This window comes from Pseudomonas caricapapayae (assembly GCF_001400735.1).
In the GTDB taxonomy this organism is placed as follows: domain Bacteria; phylum Pseudomonadota; class Gammaproteobacteria; order Pseudomonadales; family Pseudomonadaceae; genus Aquipseudomonas; species Aquipseudomonas caricapapayae.
Genome location: NZ_LJPW01000186.1, coordinates 1 through 14,466, shown reverse-complemented (window position 1 = coordinate 14,466; position 14,466 = coordinate 1). Strand labels below are relative to the sequence as shown.

Genomic DNA, 14,466 nt, shown 5'->3' with positions numbered 1-14,466 from the left:
GGGTGATGTCGGTGAAGCAAAGCGTGCGATCAATGCCCAGGGATCCTCGCTGAGCCTACGCTCACAGGTGGCAAACTTTACAAGCTTCAACACATCACACATCGGCTGAGAGTCATCATCTGCAAGATGATAGCTCTCGGCACGATTCCCATTATCCCGCTATCGAAAAACATTGTTGCTTCGGCCAGGTCAGAGCGCCTATTGGCGTGAAAATCTTCAAGCGGCTACATAGTGGATATAAATAAATTAAGCCCCAAGTGCGCCTCGCTTTTGCGGGGCCAAGTCAGTAAGGAACGCTGTATCCAGCTTTCATCGTTATTAGGAATGAACATGGGTGTATTGAAGGGAGTGCTCGACTGGATGATCACTGCGCTGGCGTCAAAGCAGTCTTGTATCAGACCAGAAACGGTTGAAAACCAGGCGGCTCAGGCCGCGTTAGAGCTCGCCGCAATTCTGAGACTAGGCGGAGCCGTGGAGCACGACGAAATCCCCATGATTACACGTCGACTGCAGTCCGTGATCGATGCAACAAATGCAGTGATTGCTGCCTGCGAGCCCAGTCAAGGCGAAGGACGGTACTATCGGAGAAAGCTCTGAAACAAGCATCTCACGCTGATCGTGGCCAGTCCCGATAGCTCGTGCTTGACAAGCCTTCACAGAATTCACATTCTCAAGACATGTAACGCTGACGTTGTCAGCAACATGCCCGGGTAGTCAGGATCTCACGACTACGATGCGTCCTACGCATTGATCCCTCCCCAAGTTCGCAAAGCTTCCGGAGGCGCGAACGATCGGTATTCACTACCGATGGATGCATATTTTACGTCTCACGCAATGCTGCACTCGGCCTGGCTGAGTCATATTACCCACCTACCCTCGGGGAATACTTTCCCTTAGGGACAAGTGTCTCCGTTTTCTGCTATTTGAACGGAGACTGACCATGTCGAATCACTCGGCTGTACACTCAGCACCCCAAAATGCCGTAATCACTAAACGCGTTGATATGCTTTACGGCAAGGCATGCCGTCAATTTCCGACATACGAAACAATGGTCTATGAGCACTTTTGCTCTCAGATGATTGAGACGTTCGGAGATGACGAAATGTCGCCGGAAGCAGCAGACGCATTTAGTTATGCACGCTCGGACTATGATTATCGCTCACCCTCAGAAATTAGGGCGGCAAGGGAAGTTAATCGAAGCCATGGAATCTGCAGCCACGGCCTCACTGAAGACAGCTGCCCATGCGGTTGTTTTGAATTCACAGGACTAGAGGTCTATGAGGACTTCGGTCCTGAGGAGTGTGACCTGATGGATGATCCAGACCTCGTCATGAGCGATGAAGAGTGGACGCGTATTCAAGAGCAATGGCGTCAAAAAGAAATTGCAGGCGCTAGCGGAAAGAAAATGGTGTGGGTGTCAACCCATACAAAACCCACGCTTGTACGCGTTTTTTTCAATTACCTATGGAATGTGGCGCTGCGGTTTTCGGCATCACGCCGAAGGTAGTCTGGATCTCACGACTACGATGCGTTCTACGCATTGATCCAACCTAAAGTTCGCAAAGCTTCCGGAGGCGCGAACGATCGGTGATGTAAGCGCCGATGGATGCACATTAAACGCGTCACTCACCCAGCGGGGAATCACTCCCCTCTCGGGCGGTGTTCTCCGCAATTTCAACTGGAGAAACACCATGAGCACAGCAAGCTTTCGTTTTGGCGTTATGGTCGGTACTGCATTGCGCGATTGCATCCGTGCGGTTAACCAAAAGCCAAAACCTGCAACAGTCCATGTGATAAAAGCGCAGTGCAGGGTAATGCCTGAACCCGTGATGACCCACGACGAGTGCGAACACTACTGCAGCGTGCCAGCCATGGTGCGTCGCAAAGGGATCAACCTTCATGCATGGTATGAGGCTAATACGCAAGAAGCTCAGACCAAACCGGTGAAGAAACCCCGTAAATCTCGCGCATCGAAGGTGGCTGAAGCCTCCAAAAAGCAGGATGCTGAACCAGTGGTTAAGGCCCCTGTCATGGGGTCTTTGGACCAGCTCATTGCTTGATACTCCCCTCTCTCGACCAGCCCCTTAAGTATTGAGGGGCTTTTTCATGAGAAGGGTTGACAAATGAATCGCCCTTAAAGGATTCTAAAGCCATGTACCGCTGACGTTGTCAGCAACATGCCCGAGGTAGTCTGGATTTCATGACTACGATGCGTTCTTCGCATTAATCCACCCCCCAGTTCGCAAAGCATTCGGAAGCGCGAACAGTTGGTCACTTTGTGATTGATGAATGCACATCGACTCTCCCTCCGACCGGGACCTTCCCGTAGGATTTTGTACATTAAGCTCTCTCACCCACGCGGGGAATACCTTCCCCTTGGGCGAAGTGTATCTCCGCTTTGAACATTCAAAACCGGAGATACATCATGAGCAATTCTATTAACGAAACCAAATACTTCGACCTGCACACCACCGGTATTGGCTATCTCAACCGCATCCGTGAAGTGAAGCCCCGCAAAGGCAATCCTTTCATGGCTGTTACAGTCGCCGCCCTTAAAGGCTGCACTGACTCGGCTGAGTACGCATACATCGACTGCAACGTGGTGGGTGCTGAAGCTGACAAGCTGATTCGCCGTTGCCAGGAAGCCGTCGATGCTGGCAAGAAAGTTCTTGTTTCTTTCCGCATCGGTGATATCTGGGCTGATATTTTCACCTACACCAGTGGTGCCAAGCAGGGCCAGACAAGTGCCAGCCTCAAAGGCCGTCTCTTGTACCTTGCCTGGATCAAAGTTGAAGGTGAATACGTTTATCAGACTCAGCAGAAAGAAGAAGCACCTGCCTCTTCTGAAAGCACAGCTTCGGAGACAGCACCAGTCGTTCAAGCTGAGGCACCAGCCCCGGCTGAGCCACTTGAGACAGCTGCTCCAACTGCTCCAGCTGCTACTTCCTCTAAGCCGACACAAGCGAAACCCGCTCGCGCTGGACGAGGAGAGAAACAAGCCGCTTAAAAGCATGGTTCATCCTCAAGGCGCCCTCCCAGGCGCCTTTTCTTTTCTTTAAACTGCAGGTAACGACCTCATGATATACGCCATCGCCTCATTGGTATTTACGCTGCTCAGCATCTTTTTTTCGAGTGTGGGCAACAGCTGTCCTCACAACTTCACACTCAAATAGGTGCTGGTGGGCTTGTGGCCAGTTTTCTGTCACTGACGATTGCAGCGATTACTGACTGATTTATTATCTCAAGCTCTTAAACTAACTTCCCCAACTTTGAACTCACCGTTTCAAACCTAACGTTCTCATGAACGAAAACCAACCTGACCGGGTAATTCACCTCCCGGTCGGGCCAGGTGGTTACCCGCACCTGGAGAATTCCCATGTCCATCGTCATGAATCATCTGTCGCCCTCTTTGCTGAAAATGCCTGTGGTGCTCACCCCGTGCGCCTGGAAAGAATCAGTTCATAGAGAGACTGCATCACCCATTGAAGAAGTCGGTATTCGATTAGGCGAAGTCGTACTTCAAGCCTACCGGGAGTTGCACCTGCAGCCTCAGGAGACCCAGATCGACTTTGGCATCTATCGTTTGCCGCCCAACGGAGACTGTTTGGGCCGTGAGTGGCTGGAGCTCAAACTCCATCGCATTGATGCCGTACAAGGCCATTCATACCTGTGCATCTCACTGCGCGATGAGAATCCGCTCTACCTCAGTTGATCCCGTTGCCACCACTAGACCACCACAAGCCCGAATGTTCGGGCTTTTTTCATCGGGTCCCAAGTTATGTGGGCAGCCCGAGAAATCCGGAGTAGCTCATGATCACTCTGCCTGGCTATTTGGCCATACGCACCATTAACGGCCGTAACGGCGAGTTCAACGTCGGACGGCTTGCGACATCAATCGGCGAGTTCGTCATCAAGGACGCCTTGCTGGATCAATACCTGGAAGGCAAATATCAAGGCGACTTTGTCATCACTGAAATCCGTCCCTCCTATTACACCAACGGGGGAAGGCTTGTCGTCGAGATACGCGCCAGGCTGGACAGCATGTCGTTGGAGGACGTTGCCAACCTCAGCGCCGATGAGGCTGAACGTCTGTCAAACAATGAAACTGACCCTATAGACGAAGAGTCCTCGGGCAACTCGTCTCCACCCAAAGCCCGACGAACTGCTGCACCCAGAGCAGTCAGCGTAATGTCCGATGACGCACCGTTCGGAATGGCCAAAAATCCATCGCCGGTGAAGGTCACGTCCCAAGACCATGACGCTGAACTATTTGGCACAATCTGGCCTATTGGACATTCGGTGAGGCTCGACACCACAGTGGATCGTCAACAACTACGCAAACAATGTGTCCGCCTCGGCGAGCTGGGCTACGAGCTCGACTTCAAGCTGCAGACCTGGAACCTCAGCACCCACTGACGCTGTTCCAAAATGACCACTTCGATTTCATTTCCCCTGAGGGCTCCCTCATGGGTGCTCCTCATTCTAACAGGAGCATCATATGAACCCAGTCTTTAGCACCCTCGACACAGCGATCCTGGAAAACGTAGAGGATCAACTCACCAACAACGAAGAAGCCCAAGATGGAGAGCTCTGGGACTTGTTCATAGACGAGCTCGGCTTGACGGTTGAACAAGCAGATGCCGCCATCGCGCTACGGTCTCGCTATCGATGCGAGATATTCATCGCGCGGCAAAGCCCGCTGTATCAAACGAACACCATCACCTTTGATCCGCAGGCGAAAAAACTCGTGGCTGCTGAAGCGTTGAGCTTCGATCAGATTCTTGAGGTATACCGCACGCTGTTGAAAAGTCGACCAGGACAACGACTCAAACTGGGGCCTCACTGGGCCGCCGGCTTGAATCAAGAGGGAGGCTTGTACTGCACGCCTCTGCCCCACTGCGACACAAACGCTATGTTTGAAGTTTTCGACTTCGACCGTGACGCGTTCATTGATGGTCACTGGCAGTGTGAGACACGAGAACAAACACAATCGGCAATCGATACACCTGTTTTCATAAAGTAAACATACTAAATCCTGAGGGGCTTCTTCGCCCTCGGGGCGGGTGCCCCTCCTCATCGGGGGTCCACATGCTCGGCCATACACAGTTGTTTCAGATTGAAGAATGCCCAGACCTGTACGTTGACGCGTGCGTCTGCGACGAACAACGGAACCTCGTCTTCCTCTCTGCCTGGGGCCGCGACACGGCCATGCAGGAGTTTCTAGCCAGACTCACACTCGGGACTACCGAGAACGGCCTGGACCAGTTCCACATCGTCATGAATGACCATCGTCTCCCCGTCTTCCCAGACGCGGATATGTTGGAAAAACGTACTACTCGCCCGCTTCGCGGAACGCTCTTCGGCAGCCTGTTGCACTTATGGCTGTTCGATCAGCGCTGCTCGCAGCCGGATCGAGCAAACCACTGTGCTTACGCGCTCATCGATCAAGCCCAAGACCCGTTCGACAGATTGTGGCCATTGGTCGTAGACACTTGTCCGCTGCCCTTCCTTCCACATTGGCGTGAACCGGTGATGGAAGTCCTTACTGCGCACAACATGTTGCATCCGCTACCAGGCGCTATTGGCTCAGTGACTGCCTGGCGTTTGTCGCTGCAGCTGGACGTGCTCGAAAAATCCCTGGGCGAACTCATTCGCGTAGGAAAACTCACCACTGAAGTTACGGCGTAGTCACGCCCACCAGTCCAAGGAGCCAACCATGGCTTTAATGTTCTCACGGCTTGCCCGTAATTTTGCACGCAACGGCTATTACCCGACTGACGAACTGACTCTGGAACGCACTCTGCAGGCATTGTTGCCAGCGACCTCGGGACGGATGCGGATACTTGATCCGTGCTCGGGAGAAGGAGTGGCTTTGGCTGAGGTCGCACACCGATTGGAGCGCGACCGAACCGAGGCGTATGCGATTGAGTACGACAGGGAGCGTGCTGAACACTCGAAAACGTTGCTGGACCGAGTGTTGCAGGGCGACTTGATGGACACCATGATCTCTCGACAGTCCTTCGGACTGCTCTGGCTGAATCCTCCTTACGGGGATATGGTAGCTGACCACTCTGGCGCTTCACAGTATCAGGGCAGCGAGCGCAGAAGGCTTGAGAAGGCGTTTTACCAACGGTCACTTCCGTTGCTTCAGTACGGGGGGGTGATGGTATTCATCGTTCCTCATTACGTGCTGGACGACGAGCTGTGTGGCTGGCTCACCAATCACTTTACCGGGCTACGGATCTGCGCCGCGGTAGACCGGACGTTCAAACAGGTCGTGATATTCGGAATCAGGGTACGGCGTCAGGATCTGGCAAGACCCCGGGAAGTGGCGGCGATGCGTGAGTATCTGCGGGCAATCGGATCCGGGGAAAAAGCTGCTGATCTGCTACCGGCCACTTGGCCATGGGAGCAATACGCTGTCCTACCGATCGCTAATGACCTGGAACACTTCTACCGAATGACTCTTGAACCCGAGCAATTCATTGAAGAGGTTCGTCGTCTGAGAGGCCTATGGCCTGATTTCACGCTGCACTTTGGCCAGACTGACGCTCAACCGCGCGCGCCCGTGAAGGCACTTTCACGGTGGCACTTGGCACTGGCACTCGCTGCCGGAGCCATAACCGGTGTAGTGCCCTCTCGGTCCGGACGTGTCCTGGTGCTCAAGGGCGACACTTACAAGGATAAGGTTCCCAAGACCGAATTCACCGAGGACGAGGACGGCAACGTTTTTGAAACACGGATCTTGACTGATCGTTTTGTGCCCAGGATTCGGGCATGGGATATGACGCCAGGCTCAACCTACCTAGGCTGCGCTTTAACCATCAGCTCGGATGCGACAACACCAGCTGCACACGAAACCACCTCAACCACTGCTGCACGTAGTCAGGACGCTTCATTTGAACTGGGCCGTGTGATGCTCACGCACAGCGTTCAAAATCTGCTCCAAAACAGCTCTCTCGACGTGAGGCAGTACCTATCGCGTCACGCGGTGGGCGATTGGGGCGAAATTTCGAACGACGACTGGGACAGCAACCAGCAAGCAGTGAATGCTGATGGCCGATTGTTTTCCGGGTATGACATCGACGCGGAAGATGAAACCAGACTTTGGATCATCACCGAGACCGATCGCTCCGTGACCACGATCATGTTGCCGTCGGACTACTGACAGAGCTTTAAACAAAGCACTTTCTCAACCAACCCACAGGGTATGCCCAATACCCTTCGTGGTGTCGTGCATGCCCTGTTTCATCCCTACGCGGAGAAACATCATGAACGACCTGCCTTTGGCTGCGAATGCAGGCCACCCTTGTGTGCCAGCTTTGAACATTGGGCTCACTGAGTTTATCGAAGAGTTTGGCGACGAACTCCTGGAGTCACTCAACCGCTCTAACCCACCGGTCTACGCCGGCATCGACAATCCGGCTCGGCAGTGGGTGCTGGACGGCCTCAAACGACAGCCCTTCCCTGCCCAGGCTCAAGTGGTCCAGGCGATTGCCGCGCTTTTGCTCGATCAGAATGAGCAGGCTGGCATCATCAATGCCGAGATGGGGACAGGCAAAACAATGATGGCCATCGCTCTCACTGCAGTCATGCATGGAGCTGGTTATCGAAGGACAATGGTCATCGCGCCTCCGCACCTGGTTTACAAGTGGCGGCGTGAGATTCTCGAAACCATCCCTGACGCTCGCGTCTGGGTGCTCAACGGACCGGATACTTTGGTCAAGCTGCTGAAGCTGCGCGATCAACTGGGTGATACCTACGACGCACGTCAGGAGTTCTTCATTCTCGGCCGCGTGAGGATGCGGATGGGATTCCACTGGCGCCTGGCCTTTTGGCAACGGAGTGCCGGCGGTGGAAGAAGCCTGGCAGCGTGCCCAGATTGTGGACGTCTGCTCCAGGACCATGAAGGCAATCTAATAACCGCTGAGGAATTTCAGCGAGAAGAGCGACGTCGACGCTGCGATCACTGTGATGCCGCTTTATGGACGCTGATGCGTCCGGGCAAATCGGATGGCGGCAGCCGCCGCAACACGATCCTAAAGTCGATGTGTCGCATCCCTACAATCGGACCTGTTCGTGCAGAACGGCTTTTATCTGACTTTGGCGAAGACTTTCTCGCCTCAATGCTTCTAGACAACGTCTCTGAGTTCATCAATCTGATGGACGCCAAAGGCAACTTCATCTTCAGCGACCGCCAGGCCAAGCGCATGGAGCGCGCGATGGCCAACATCGAGTTCGGGTTCGGCGAGGGGGGTTACCAACCCACCGAGTTCATCAAGCGCTACCTACCGAATGGGTGCTTCGACCTGCTGGTCGTGGACGAGGGGCACGAGTACAAAAACAGTGGATCGGCACAAGGTCAGGCTATGGGCGTGCTCGCAGCCAAAGCACGAAAGACTGTGCTGCTGACCGGCACTCTCATGGGCGGCTATGCAGACGATCTGTTCTACCTACTGTTCCGGATCCTCACCAGCCGTATGATCGAGGACGGCTATCGACCCAACGCGCGAGGAAGCATGGCGCCGGCGGCGATGTGTTTTATGCGGGATCACGGGGTATTGAAGGATATCTACACCGAGCGTGATGGCAGTTCTCACAAGACGGCCAAAGGCAAGAAACTCTCCGTGCGGACGGTCAAAGCTCCGGGCTTCGGCCCGAAAGGCATTCACCGCTTCGTTCTATCCTTCACTGTGTTCCTCAAACTCAAGGATATTGGCGGCAACGTACTACCTGGCTACCGGGAAGAGTTCATTGACGTACCGATGTCTCCAGACCAAGAAACGGCTCACCTCAAGCTTGCCCAGACATTGACCATCGAGCTCCGAAAGGCGCTGGCCCGACGAGACACCACGCTTCTAGGGGTTGTGTTGAACGTGCTACTGGCGTGGCCGGATTGCTGCTTTAGACCTGAGGTGGTGAAGCATCCTCGATCCAGAGATACGCTGGCTTTCGTGCCATCGATCTTCGAAGAGGATGAGCTCATGCCGAAGGAGCAGGCCCTTCTGGAACTATGTCTTGCTGAAAAAGCCCAAAACCGCAAGGTTCTGGCCTACTCGGTTTACACAGGTACCAGAGACACCACAAGCCGAATGAAGCGGGTGCTCGAACAATCGGGACTGAAGGTGGCAGTGCTTCGTGCATCGGTGGACACCGCCAGGCGCGAAGACTGGATCCTTGACCAGGTTGATCGAGGCGTCGACGTACTGATCACCAACCCGGAGCTCGTAAAAACAGGTCTGGACCTGTTGGACTTTCCGACCATTGCATTCATGCAGACGGGTTACAACGTCTACACGGTGCAACAAGCGGCAAGGCGGTCATGGAGGATCGGACAGAAGCAGGACGTGAGGGTGATCTTTTTCGGCTACATCGGCAGCTCTCAGATCACCTGCCTGCAGCTGATGGCCAAGAAGATCGCGGTATCGCAGAGTACGTCAGGGGATGTTCCAGAGTCTGGATTGGACTCGTTGAACCAGGACGGTGACTCCGTTGAGATGGCATTGGCCAGACAACTCATCAACGCTTGACCATGGCCACCTTCGGGTGGCCTTTTTTCTCCCGTATGATGATCAGCCGCGCATCATGCCCCACGTTGCCGCACAGAAATTGACGTCAATGGAATACGACTCAACAACGCGACGCTTGTGTAAAATTACCGGCCATCGTGGTTAAATAACTGAACGGAATTCTCTATCTCAAGGAACGACCATGCAGCGAAAAATCATCGCCATTACACTAGACCGGGTAAAATTGGACCAAGAAAATGTCAGATTCGGCGGTGATATTGCACACAATCAGCGTGAGGCAATCGAGCTGATGATGGCTGACCCTGAGGACGCAAAGAAGATTCTGAAATTAGCTGACCACATAGCTACTCATGGTCTCGATCCCACCGAGCTCCAATTGGTGATGCCAGCACCTGACGACTGTTATATTGTTCTGGAAGGTAATCGCAGACTTACGGCACTCAAGCTGCTTCAAAAACCTGACCTTTGTCCTAGTGAAAAACTAGTAAAGCCTTTTATGGCAGCCCATAAAAAAATTGGCTCTGAGTTTCCCACTCAAATTGAGTTTAGTATAGTACCGACACGAGAAGATGGAGACATCTGGGTTGAGCTGAAGCACACGGGCCAGAACGGAGGCGTAGGCCGTGTTAACTGGGATAGCGACATTCGTGATGAGCGACGAGCGAGGCAAACTGGAATCGAGTCCATAGGCAGGCAAGTACGGAATCTAGTAAGCTCCAATGAGAAAGTCTTCTCAAACAACACCATCAGTGACATTTTTTCTATACCTGTCACCACGCTTACTAGGCTTTTTTCATCCAAACCGGCTCAAGAAATTTTTCAATTAAAAATTGTTAACAAACAGATTATTCCACAGTTAAAACTTGAGTATATCGCTCCAGCAGTTGAGTTTGCAATAGACCTCTTTAAAAATGAGGATTACAATGTAAACGATATTAGAAGTGATGATGATCGCAAGCTTTTCATGACCCACATCCCACCTGAACTGCTACCTCTTAGTATACTAAGAAAGCAGGCCTCAACTGCCGATACTGGACAAGGTAATCAGGGCAGTGAAACTAAAGACATTAGCTCGAGTAATCCAAGCACCGCTGGCACCCACTCACCTGCCGGATTATCAAGCGCCGCAGGTATAGAAACGCCTTATGCAACCGGGCCACGTACCAAAGCCAAACCATCTTCTAAAGCTCGCAAGTACCTGCTCCCTTGGTCTTTAAATGTTTCTAATTCGCGGATCAATGAAATCTATCGAGAACTCAGAAAGAATCTTGAAGTTGATACTTGCCCTAATGCCGCCGCGATCACATTCAGAGTATTCATTGAAACGAGTTGTGACGATTTCATCGTACAAGAAAAAGCTAGAAATACCCCAATCATTCGCGACGACAACAGGAAGCCGTTGACTGAAGATATGTCTTTAGCTTCTAAAGTTATAGGTATTGTCAAGCACTTGGAGCTAGCTGGTAAGATTGATAGAAATCAGAGCAAAGCCATTTCTAAGCGAGCGAACGATAAAGACACTCTTGGGTCAGTTGATCACTTCAATCAGTTTGTCCACAGCTCTGCCAGTTCACCGTTACCTTCTGAGCTTAAGGATATCGCAGATGAATACCGCCCGATGCTCGAAGCGATTTGGAAGTAATTTATGCAAAAGGCAATGAACAAAACAAACCTTATAAATCGGCGTCAAACCAATGGCTATTAGAGTGTTTTCAACGCCTCTGCGATACCCTGGTGGCAAGGGTAAATTCTCCCATTTTATCAAGGATGTCGTTGAGGAAAATCAGCTGCTTGACGGACACTACGTTGAACCTTACGCGGGAGGTGCGGGGGTAGCGCTGGAGTTACTTTTTCATGAGTATGTTTCGAAAATTCATATTAACGACATAGATCCAGCAATTTATACGTTCTGGAACGCTGCCGTCTTTCAGACTGAGGAGCTCTGCAAAAAAATATATGATATTGAGGTTACGATGGATAACTGGTATCTATCTAGAAAAATACTAAACAATATAGAAGATTACTCGTCAATTGAAGTAGCAGCTGCGACATTTTTCCTAAATCGTACAAATCGTTCTGGCATTCTAAAAGCAGGCGTGATTGGCGGAATTGCCCAATCCGGAAAATGGAAATTGGACGAGCGCTTCAACAAGACAGATCTAATCCGAAGAATCGAACTCATTGGAAGATACAGCAATCGAATTCAGGTTTACAATTTAGACGCCGTAACTTTACTCGAAGACGTCGTTCCTACACTGCCTAAAAAGACTTTGGTATATCTAGACCCCCCATACTACATCAAAGGCTCAGGCCTATATAGAAATTTCTATGAACACGACGACCATGTAAGGATTGAAAAAGCATTGCAATGCGTTACTAGGCCTTGGATAGTTTCGTATGACAATGTTGAAAAAATAAAACAGATCTATAAAAACTATAGACAAGATGAGTACTTTCTGAGCTACACCGCTCAACTTAAGAAAAAAGGTTCAGAAGTCATGATATATGGACCCGGCATAGCTGTCCCCAAAAATGGCTTACATAAGAAAATCACGCCACATATTACAGCCCCATCCATAAAGACTGGCTCATAACTCACATATACCAATACGAGTTTGATACGTCCTCAGCCCAACCTATCAAATTTTTCAAAATAAATACCTCGATCGTCAGTTTAGTCGAGGTACGCATCGTAAACTTATCGATCAAGGATTCTGGTTCCGCGCAGCCCAGTATTTTTGGCAAGTAGCTCACTCATGAGACAGCTTGCCCTGCGCTTTTACAAACCCATTGCGACTGAAAAACGGTTTCCTGCTGCTTCAGATCTTTGATTTTGCGAACGTGCCTCATATCTTGAGTGAGGTCCTCCATGAAGCTGCCACTGCGCCCTTCTCTTTCCCGCGCCAACGTACTGCAAATCCTGGCCTTGATCGTCCTGATCGGGATGCTGGTCTACCAGCAGTGGCAGATTCTCCACCTGAAAACAGGTTTTGAGTCAGCTGCAAACCTGGAAACCGTCAACGCCATCACCCAACGCATCAACGGCGTGGATGACCGGCTCGATGCCGCCAGTCAGTTGAAGTCCGTGACCATCGATGATTTCAGGGCCGGCCAGCAGGCTCTGTCCAACCGCATCGATGCAGTGCAAGCCCTCCTAAAGCAGGTGCAGGAGGCGGCGAAGGACACTGCCCAGCAGGGTGCCACAATGGAAGAAGTTGTGGTCATGGGGGCTCGGATCGAGGAGCTGCAGGTGAAACTCCAAGACCTGCGCGCGGCTAAACCCGCACCTGCTCAAGTTACGGCTGCGGCTAGGCCAAAGACTCCAGCCCCCTCTCGCAAAACAACAGCAAAAACCAAAGTCCCGGAGGCTCCTCCCCCGTTTTCGGTCGTGGGTGTGGAGTATCGCGGGGGAGAACGTTTCTTGTCAGTTGCGCCGCCTGGCAGCACTCAGCTGAGTCAGCTGAACCTGGTACGCCCGGGCGACATGGTTGCGGGGAGCAACTGGCAGCTCAACAGCTTGGATGACTCCCGCGCCCTGTTCAGCATCAACGGCTCAACCCGCATTCTGCCCCTGCGCCCTTAGAGGTTCACATGACCGTTTACAACCTGCGAATGTTCACACTAACGGGAGTCATCCTGATCACAGCAGCTGGCATGGCCAACGCTGCAACCAACAGCTCCGCACAGTCCACCAGTAGAGAGCAGCAGAGCGCCTTGCTGGACAGCCAGTCGCAATCGAGCGACGAGATGCTGGCACTAGACTGGAACCTGAGTCCTCAGGAATGGCAGCGCTATCAAACGCTGATGCAGAGTTCACGAGGTGTGTATTCCCCCGGGCTGGATCCGCTGACTGCGTTAGGTATCGAAGCCCGCAATGATGAAGAGCGCCGGCGGTATGCAGAGCTCCAGGTCAAAGCCGAGTCGCAGCGCACGGCAAAAGAATTGGCGTATCAACGCGCATATGACGATGCCTTCAAACGCCTCTATCCCAATCTGATGCCCATCGCCAGTTCGGCATCCCAAGGGGAGACCGCGAGCCCTGCTAACCAGGGCAATGGCCGATTGGCAGTGTTCGTCAAGGACGATTGCCCGGAGTGCTCAGTTCGGGTTAAGGCCCTCCAAGCTCAGAAGCAGCCTTTTGACGTTTACATGGTGGGTAGCCAGAACGACGATGAGCGAATTCGCAATTGGGCGATTGTCTCGGGGATCGACCCTGCGAATGTCAGATCCCGACAAATCACCCTCAACCATGACGGTGGACGTTGGCTTGGCCTGAGCCTGGGTGGCGAATTACCGGCCGTTGTGCGCGAGGTGAATGGGCAATGGCTCCGTCAGTGACGTGGGCTATTGCCCTGCTATGTTGTGCAATTGCAAGTCAGGCAGCCGAGCTGCCTCCTCCGGCTTATCAGCTGGCTGCCCACGCCGCGAACATTCCGCCAGAAGTGCTCTACTCGGTGGCACTGCAGGAAAGCGGTACAAAACTGCGTGGGCAGTTAGTACCGTGGCCTTGGACGCTGAACGTCGCCGGCGCGGGCTATCGTTTTGCAACTCGAGCAGATGCATGCACTGCGTTGATCATCGCCCTCGCACAAGCCGGTCCAAAGCACGTCGATGTTGGAATAGGTCAAATAAACATGGGTTGGAACGGCCACAGGTTCAAATCAAGCAACCCGTGCGAAGCACTCAATCCTTACAAGAACCTCGATGTCGCCGCACAGATGCTCGCTGAACTGCGCGCATCGGGGAGCGACTGGATCACCGTAGCCGGACGCTATCACCGGCCTGCTGGTGGCGCTCCAGCCGCCAATTACCGCAAGGCCTTCGTCAAGCATCTCAGCCGGGTAACCGGCATCCAACTGTTGGTGACCAATCCATGACCCGATCAGTGATCCTCGGCGCAGCGCTCTGCCTGCCATTTTTGATCTGCCAAGCTGCT

15 protein-coding genes are annotated in these 14,466 nt (G+C 52.6%); all 15 read left to right on the top strand.

Annotated features, from left to right (window positions below):
• Positions 1-330: 330 nt before the first annotated feature.
• Positions 331-597, top strand: a complete 267-nt coding sequence (locus ALO80_RS27770) for a hypothetical protein (protein WP_055011284.1) — start codon at positions 331-333, stop codon at positions 595-597.
• A gap of 343 nt (positions 598-940) precedes the next feature.
• On the top strand, positions 941-1,507 hold the full coding sequence (locus tag ALO80_RS27765; protein WP_055011283.1) for a hypothetical protein: 567 nt from the start codon (positions 941-943) through the stop codon (positions 1,505-1,507).
• A gap of 184 nt (positions 1,508-1,691) precedes the next feature.
• Positions 1,692-2,060, top strand: a complete 369-nt coding sequence (locus tag ALO80_RS27760; protein ID WP_055011282.1) for a hypothetical protein — start codon at positions 1,692-1,694, stop codon at positions 2,058-2,060.
• 365 nt (positions 2,061-2,425) lie between these two features.
• Entirely contained in the window at positions 2,426-3,007 is a 582-nt protein-coding gene (locus tag ALO80_RS27755; RefSeq protein WP_055011281.1) for an STY4534 family ICE replication protein, read from the top strand.
• 369 nt (positions 3,008-3,376) lie between these two features.
• The gene (locus ALO80_RS27750) at positions 3,377-3,712 is read left to right on the top strand and encodes a hypothetical protein (RefSeq protein ID WP_055011280.1); all 336 of its coding nucleotides are present in this window, start codon (positions 3,377-3,379) and stop codon (positions 3,710-3,712) included.
• Positions 3,713-3,810: 98 nt separating this feature from the next.
• Positions 3,811-4,416, top strand: a complete 606-nt coding sequence (locus tag ALO80_RS27745) for a DUF3275 family protein (RefSeq protein WP_055011279.1) — start codon at positions 3,811-3,813, stop codon at positions 4,414-4,416.
• Positions 4,417-4,498: 82 nt separating this feature from the next.
• Positions 4,499-5,023, top strand: coding sequence for a hypothetical protein (locus ALO80_RS27740; RefSeq protein ID WP_055011278.1), 525 nt, complete (start codon positions 4,499-4,501; stop codon positions 5,021-5,023).
• 65 nt (positions 5,024-5,088) lie between these two features.
• Positions 5,089-5,688, top strand: a complete 600-nt coding sequence (locus tag ALO80_RS27735; protein WP_055011277.1) for a hypothetical protein — start codon at positions 5,089-5,091, stop codon at positions 5,686-5,688.
• 28 nt (positions 5,689-5,716) lie between these two features.
• Positions 5,717-7,168, top strand: a complete 1,452-nt coding sequence (locus ALO80_RS27730; RefSeq protein ID WP_055011276.1) for a DUF6094 domain-containing protein — start codon at positions 5,717-5,719, stop codon at positions 7,166-7,168.
• Positions 7,169-7,271: 103 nt separating this feature from the next.
• Positions 7,272-9,530, top strand: coding sequence for a DEAD/DEAH box helicase (locus ALO80_RS27725; RefSeq protein ID WP_055011275.1), 2,259 nt, complete (start codon positions 7,272-7,274; stop codon positions 9,528-9,530).
• 181 nt (positions 9,531-9,711) lie between these two features.
• Positions 9,712-11,172, top strand: a complete 1,461-nt coding sequence (locus ALO80_RS27720; protein WP_055011274.1) for a ParB N-terminal domain-containing protein — start codon at positions 9,712-9,714, stop codon at positions 11,170-11,172.
• Positions 11,173-11,224: 52 nt separating this feature from the next.
• On the top strand, positions 11,225-12,124 hold the full coding sequence (locus ALO80_RS27715; RefSeq protein ID WP_055011273.1) for a DNA adenine methylase: 900 nt from the start codon (positions 11,225-11,227) through the stop codon (positions 12,122-12,124).
• 275 nt (positions 12,125-12,399) lie between these two features.
• Positions 12,400-13,113, top strand: a complete 714-nt coding sequence (locus tag ALO80_RS27710; protein ID WP_055011272.1) for a hypothetical protein — start codon at positions 12,400-12,402, stop codon at positions 13,111-13,113.
• A gap of 8 nt (positions 13,114-13,121) precedes the next feature.
• Positions 13,122-13,868, top strand: a complete 747-nt coding sequence (locus ALO80_RS27705; RefSeq protein WP_055011271.1) for a TIGR03759 family integrating conjugative element protein — start codon at positions 13,122-13,124, stop codon at positions 13,866-13,868.
• Positions 13,853-14,407 (top strand): transglycosylase SLT domain-containing protein, encoded by a 555-nt coding sequence (locus ALO80_RS27700; RefSeq protein WP_055011270.1) that lies wholly within the window; start codon positions 13,853-13,855, stop codon positions 14,405-14,407. The genes ALO80_RS27705 and ALO80_RS27700 overlap by 16 nt, the downstream gene beginning before the upstream one ends.
• The last annotated feature ends 59 nt before the right edge of the window (positions 14,408-14,466 follow it).